Below are 4728 nucleotides of genomic sequence, written 5' to 3' on the forward strand. Positions count from 1 at the left end.
CCGCTACGCGGATCGACCCTCCCCACATGGGGGAGGGTGGGCGCCTACTGCCGCTTATACTCGCGCACCGGCGACTTGGTGCCGTCGGTGTAGGTGACCTGCACCGCCATCGATGTCACGTTGTCGGCGACCTTGAAGTAAGGCTGGTAGTCATAAGGAATGGCGTAGGGGTCCTTCTTGTCGCAAGGCGGCAGCTTGATCTCCTTGTCGAGCGCCGTGCCGTTCAGGCTGTAGCGCACCTCCTTGATGCCGCAGCGGAATGACAGCATCTGGGAGAAATAGACCAGGCCGTGATTGCCGCTGGCGTCGAAGGCGATCCACGACGTCCAGAACTGGTCGAGGATCTGTTTGTTGCCCTGTTGCAGCGCCGCGTCCGGATCGAAACTTATGTCGAACGGCCCGGTCTCGCGGCCCCTGAGATCGAGATATTTGACCCCGATGGTGGTGGCCGTGGTGCTGTCGGGCAATTCGAAGCTCGGATTGGGCATCGGCTTGCCGGTGCGCTGGTCGTTCATCGCCATCAGCCCGGTGTCGGTGAACGGACCTGACACACCCATGCGCCAGGAAATGCCGGTCGCGGCCTCGGGCAGCGAGATGGAGATCGTCCAGCCGGCATTGGAGCGCATCGGCGTCAGCGTCGGGGCAAAGCGTGCTGGGTCGAGCACGTCGCCAAGCGCCGTCAGGCGGGTACGGCTGCGGTCGAGCCAGTCGGCGAGCTGCGTCTGGTCGACGAAATATTTGAGCAGCCCGCCTTCCTTTTCATAGGAGACGAACCTGGTCAGCGCCTCGGCCTCGCTGCGCTTGTCGGACAGCGACTGGACGCCGAGGCGATCCTCGGAAAACTCCTGCGCGAGCAGGTAATAGGCCGGTGCGAAATCCGGATTGGCGGCGATGAAGGCGTTGAGCTTGTCGAGACGCTGGGCATCGTCGAACTGCAGGATATGGACCAGCTTGATCGACAGCGCCTTGGCCTTGTCGGCCAGGGCGCCGAACACTTCGCGGGCGCCGGCCTTGCCGTCCTGCACGCGCAGCAGGGTGGCGAAGCGTGTGTAGGGATCGACGGCGTCGACGTCGAAACCGGCGAAAGCGAGATAGGAGCGCCGCGCATTCAGCATGTCGCCGGAAAGCTCGTAGACGCGGGCATTGTGATAGAATTCGTCCGGCCGCTTCGGCTCGGCGATCGTCCCGCCCTGCGCGGCCAATGCGGCAAAGCCCTTGGCGATGGTGTCGATCGAGGCGGCGATCTGCTCGGTGGTCGCCTGAAGCTTATCCGCCTGCTCGGCCTGTTTCTGCTGGCCGGCAGCGAGCGTTTCGGTCGTCTGCTTGACCGCCTCTACCGACTTTTGCGTCTGCGCGCCCTGCTCAGCCTGCTGCTGCTGGGTCGACGCAATTTCCTCGGTCTTCTTCGCCACCGCGTCGGTCGATTGCTTGACCTGGTCGACCGCCAGCTTCGTCTCGGTTACCGTTTGCTCGATCCTGGCCACCCTGGCCGAGACGATGCCCATCTGCTGCTGCAACTGGGCGATGGCCGGCACCAGGCCGGCGATCACACCGTTCTGCGAATTGGACTGCTGCTGCAGGCCATAGACGCCGCCGGCGACGGCGGCAGCGCTGGTGGCAAAGATCAGCGCCGGCAGCGCCTTGGCGGCCAGCACCAGCCGCAGAACGATGGCAATGGCGATGACGGCGGCGGCAACCGAAGCGACCAGCGCGATATAGGCGGCGAACGGCGCCAGCGGATTGAGGATGTCGGATGCGGCGCCGCCGATGAAAGCGACGCTGCCGGCCCATTTGCCGGTGCGGCTGAGCGAAGCCCTGATAAGAGATGGCGCAGCCGCGCCGATGTCACCGGTCATTGTCAAATCCCCCAAGCAATTGCCGCCTCTATAGCAGCACCGCGACCCCGCAGGCAAAACAGGACAGGAAGCAGGCGATTTCGGGAGGTTGCCGTTTCAGCGCCGATGGTTGGCGAAGCCGAAGCGACATCTGATCTCCCCCCTTGCGGGGGAGATTGGCAGCGTCATCGGCAGCTCCGCCGTTAACCAAATGGACGAACAAAATGGGTTAGGCTAGGTTCCGGCCCTCTCAGCAACGCCGGACTTGACTTGCCAAATTTCCATTTCCCCTCCCCCGCCCAGAAATTTCTCGCAGCCCTCCTGCTGCTTGTCTTCGTGGCCGGCTGCAACACCACCGCACCGCCCGACAGCGTGCTGGCGGTGCCGGCGCCGCAGGAGAAATATGCGGCCATCGTCGTCGATGTCGGCAGTGGCAAGACGCTGTTCGAAGTCAGTTCGAGGGCGCAACGCTATCCGGCGTCGCTGACCAAGATGATGACGCTGTACCTGCTGTTCGAGGCGCTGGAGTCCGGCCGCGTCTCGAAGGAAACGCAGATTCCGGTCTCCGACAATGCCGCCCGGCAGCCGCCGACCAAATTGCGCTTCAAGCGCGGCGAGAGCATCGATGTCGATTCGGCGATCCGGGCGATCGTGGTCAAGTCGGCCAATGACGTGGCGGTGGCGGTGGGCGAATATCTCGGCGGCTCGGAGGACCAGTTCGCCGCCATGATGACGTCCAAGGCGCGCCAGATCGGCATGAGCAGCACCGTCTTCCGCAATGCCTCCGGCCTGCCCGACGATGGCCAGCACACATCGGCGCGCGACATGGCGACGCTGGGGATGGCGCTGCGCGCCCGCTTCCCGCAGCAGTTCCACTATTTCTCCGAAAGCGACTTCATGTTCCGCGGCCGGCTGGTGCGCGGCCACAACGACATGCTCGGCCGGGTGCGCGGCGTCGACGGCATCAAGACCGGCTATATCAGGGCATCCGGTTACAATATCGTCACGTCCTACAATGCCGACGGCCGGCATCTGATCGTGGTGGTGATGGGCGCCGACAGCGCTAGGCAGCGCAACGACCATGTCGAAGCGCTGATCCAGCGCAGTCTGTCGCCCGCCATGGCCGATACGAAGACGCGGCTGATGTTTGCGGGAGATCAGCCGGCCGCGTCGCCCGGCCTGCCGCCGCCTGGTTTGCCGGCGCAGGGGTCGCAGTTGCCTGGTTTACCGCCGCAATAGAACCCGTCGTTGGGTGGAGGAACTCTGAAACGCCGGCGGGACAGCACCCCCCTCTGGCCTGCCGGCCATCTCCCCCTCAAGTGGGGAGATTAGCAGCTTCGGCGTCTCGCCTCTTTTTCGTGTTTGGCGAAGCCATGGCGACATCTGATCTCCCCCCTTGAGGGGGAGATGTCCGGCAGGACAGAGGGGGGTCGTGAAGGATCGCTGCCTCATCTTAACTCTGCAGCAGGCGCGACCTCCGTCGGCAACAGCACTTCGGCGGTCTGGTTGCCGAGCAGCAGGCGAGCGAGGCCCCGGGGGGCTGCGCTGCCACAGGCAATTGCAGCAGGCATTCATCACAAGCATGCACAAGCCCCCAATCTTCACCGCCACAGTGGCTATGCCGCCTCGCCTTGGCGTATCGTGGGCGCGACAGCAGGAGCCGGCATCATGAGCCCAAAACCATCCGAACAGGCCGACAATGAAAACGACAGCGGCGGCGAGTATTTCGAGGCGCCGCCCGCCCACGACGCCGAACTGGTTGCCGACGAGGCGCTGGAAGCGCCCGATGTGCCGGACTCCGAACCCCATGGCCGCCTGAAGCCGAAGCGAAAACCGTCGGCGATATCAGGTAGAAAGTTTCGCAAGCGTGACCTGGTGCGCATCGACGACCTCAGGCCGAGCCTGGCCGACCGCATCCGCTCCGATCATCCCGACCTGCCGCGCGGCGCCCGCATCAGCCGGGAGGAGCTCGGCCGTTACCGCATGCGCTACATGGAGGAGCTGCTGCAGCAGGAGCATGGCGAATTCTCCGAGCTCGACCGCCAGGTGGTCGAATCGATCGCCAGGCAGGACACGATTTCGGAAAACTCGGAAGAGGAGTTCGAGGAGCACCGCTCGTTCGCCGACCGCGTCTCCGACAACATGGCGGCTTTCGGCGGCAGCTGGTGGTTCCTGATCTCGTTCGGCAGCGTGCTTGCGGTGTGGATCGGCATCAATTTGATCGCGGGCGTGAGCAGCGCCTTCGACCCCTACCCCTTCATCCTGCTCAACCTGCTGCTCTCCTGTATCGCCGCCATCCAGGCGCCGATCATCATGATGAGCCAGAGACGGACGGAGGCCAAGGACCGCCTGCGCTCGTTCAACGACTACCGGGTGAACCTGAAAGCCGAGCTGGAAGTGCGCCATTTGCACGAAAAGCTCGACTATCTGATCTCGCGCCAATGGACGCGGCTGGCCGAAATGCAGCAGATGCAGCTGGATGCGATGCACGAACTGACCGGCGCGAAGAAGGCGAAGCGGGCGCCGCGCAGGGTGCGCAGGCGGGTGGCGAAGGTGGAGGTGGCGGGGTGAGTCCCGGGCTGAGGCTGCAAGGCGGACGCGAAGTTGCCGAGCCGCGCGACGTGGCTTCGAAAATATCGCCACGCCAATTGCCCGTTGAAGCCCGCGCCGGCTTCCGCTAAGAAGCCGTGGCTGGCCGGCCTATCGGCTGGTTCGTTTTCAGGTTCCCTGAAGGCACCCGTAGCTCAGCTGGATAGAGCGCTGCCCTCCGAAGGCAGAGGTCACAGGTTCGAATCCTGTCGGGTGCGCCAGCTTACCGAGGGTCCATTCCGGACACATAGGTTACGGTTTATATCGGAGACATGGGTAACACTTTTGGCCCGAAGGGGTTTTG

General features: G+C 64.0%; 3 protein-coding genes and 1 tRNA gene. 3 read left to right on the forward strand and 1 reads right to left on the reverse strand.

The genetic code is table 11. The features are described 5' to 3' along the window. Window positions 1-44: 44 nt before the first annotated feature. Complete coding sequence (locus NKI61_RS32310) at window positions 45-1856, reverse strand: methyl-accepting chemotaxis protein (protein ID WP_352842347.1); 1812 nt, start codon at window positions 1854-1856, stop codon at window positions 45-47. A 249-nt stretch (window positions 1857-2105) separates the two neighbouring features. Between NKI61_RS32310 and NKI61_RS32315 the strand changes: the two genes are divergently transcribed. From NKI61_RS32315 to NKI61_RS32325, 3 genes are all read left to right on the forward strand, one after another. Then, window positions 2106-3074: a D-alanyl-D-alanine carboxypeptidase family protein gene (locus tag NKI61_RS32315; RefSeq protein ID WP_352842348.1), complete on the forward strand. Its 969-nt coding sequence runs from the start codon at window positions 2106-2108 to the stop codon at window positions 3072-3074. A 429-nt stretch (window positions 3075-3503) separates the two neighbouring features. Then, window positions 3504-4406 (forward strand): DUF1003 domain-containing protein, encoded by a 903-nt coding sequence (locus NKI61_RS32320; protein ID WP_023703727.1) that lies wholly within the window; start codon window positions 3504-3506, stop codon window positions 4404-4406. A gap of 162 nt (window positions 4407-4568) precedes the next feature. After that, a tRNA-Arg gene (locus NKI61_RS32325) sits at window positions 4569-4645 on the forward strand. Window positions 4646-4728 lie beyond the last annotated feature (83 nt).

Origin of the sequence: Mesorhizobium sp. M0514 (genome assembly GCF_040321145.1) — a bacterium.
Classification (GTDB): domain Bacteria; phylum Pseudomonadota; class Alphaproteobacteria; order Rhizobiales; family Rhizobiaceae; genus Mesorhizobium.

What these genes read in the sequence shown, in the direction of transcription:
- NKI61_RS32310 (WP_352842347.1), bottom strand. Translation starts at nt 1,856, where the DNA reads ATGACCGGTGACATCGGCGCGGCTGCGCCATCTCTTATCAGGGCTTCG.
- NKI61_RS32320 (WP_023703727.1), top strand. Translation starts at nt 3,504, where the DNA reads ATGAGCCCAAAACCATCCGAACAGGCCGACAATGAAAACGACAGCGGC.